At 68.5% G+C, this 1,409-nt stretch carries 2 protein-coding genes; both read left to right on the plus strand.

All coding sequences use genetic code 11. The annotated features are described in order from the left end of the window. Positions 1-53: 53 nt before the first annotated feature. The gene (locus JHN63_RS54165) at positions 54-185 is read left to right on the plus strand and encodes a hypothetical protein (protein ID WP_267953885.1); all 132 of its coding nucleotides are present in this window, start codon (positions 54-56) and stop codon (positions 183-185) included. Positions 186-286: 101 nt separating this feature from the next. Continuing rightward, a partial coding sequence (locus JHN63_RS51540) for an ABC transporter ATP-binding protein (protein ID WP_200692008.1) occupies positions 287-1,409 on the plus strand: 1,123 nt, incomplete at its 3' end.

Here is a 1,409-nt window from a genome sequence, read left to right on the forward strand (position 1 = left end):
GTAACACGCTCGACTTTGACGCACAATCCACTGCACAACCCAAGGAGTTCGGCATGAGCCTCAAGAAGCTCGCCCCGCTGTCCCCCAAGCCCCAGTCGAAGCAGCTCCCGCCCCCGCCGCCGAAGCCCCGCAAGAAGCACCAGCCCAAGCCGCTGCCGAAGCCGCTGCCCGGCCAGGACAGCTGAACCGGCAGTAAAGAAGAGGGCCGACCCACGCAGTCGGCCCTCTTTTCTTTCCTGAATTCGAAAATCCAAAAGAATTCTGATGACGGAAAGCGGAGGGGATCATGGGTGCGGATGAATATGCGGACACGGACGAAGAAGACCTCGAATACGACGAGGGCGACGAAACTCCCACCATTCCCGCCCGAGTCGCCTTCCGCCGGTTCTGGCCGCTCACCCAGGGCCTCAGACGCTGGCTGGTCCTCGTCTGGGTGTGCACCATCGTCGGCGCGCTCGCCGAGACCGAGGCCATCCTCCTCTTCGCCGACCTCACCGACCGCGCCCTGGCGAAGGGATCGCTGAGCGCCTTCTGGAGCCCCGCCGCCAAATGGCTGGGCGTGGCGATCGTCGGCGCGTTCGTCTCGTACGCCGGCAACTCCCTTGCCGCCTGGGCCACCGAACGCTTCGTGATGAGACTGCGCGAGCATGTCTTCGACCACGTACAGCAGTTGCCCCCGCACTTCTTCCAACGCCACCGCCAGGGCGACCTGTTGTCCCGCCTCACCGGCGACGTGGAGGCGATCGAAACCCTGGTCGTCTCCGGAGTGGTCGGCACCGCCTCCGCGATCTTCTCCGCCCTCTTCTACGCCGCCGCCGCGTTCTGGCTGCGCTGGGACCTCGCCGCCGCCACCTTCGTCCTCGCCCCCCTCTTCTGGCTGGCGGCCCGCCGCTTCTCCGGCTCCATCAAGGACGTCTCGCGCGAGGGCCGGGTCGCCGACGGCGCGATCACCTCCGTCGTCGAGGAGTCCCTCGGCAACATCGTCCTCACCCAGGCCTACGGCCGCCGCGACGCGGAACGCCGCCGCCTGAACGAGGAGGCCGGCGCCTGGTTCCGCGCCTCCGTCCGCTCGACGCGCCTGAACGAGGCGTACGAGCAACTCGTCGCCGTCATCGAGACGGTGTGCGTGCTGGCCGTGGTCGGCATCGGCGCCTGGGAGATCTCCACCGGCCGCATGACCCTCGGCCAACTCCTCGCGTTCTCGGCCTTCTTGGGCTACCTCTACCCGCCCGTCCGCGGCCTGGCCCAACTCGGCCTGACCATCACCGCCGCCACCGCGGGCGCCGAGCGCCTGATCGAGATCCTGGACGTACGACCGTCCGTCGCCGACCCCGGCCACGGCGCGGAGTTCGGCCGCCCCGACGGCACGGTCGAACTCCGCGACGTCACCTTCAGCTACCCCGGCGCCG

Origin of the sequence: Streptomyces sp. MBT65 (genome assembly GCF_016612545.1) — a bacterium.
GTDB lineage: Bacteria > Actinomycetota > Actinomycetes > Streptomycetales > Streptomycetaceae > Streptomyces.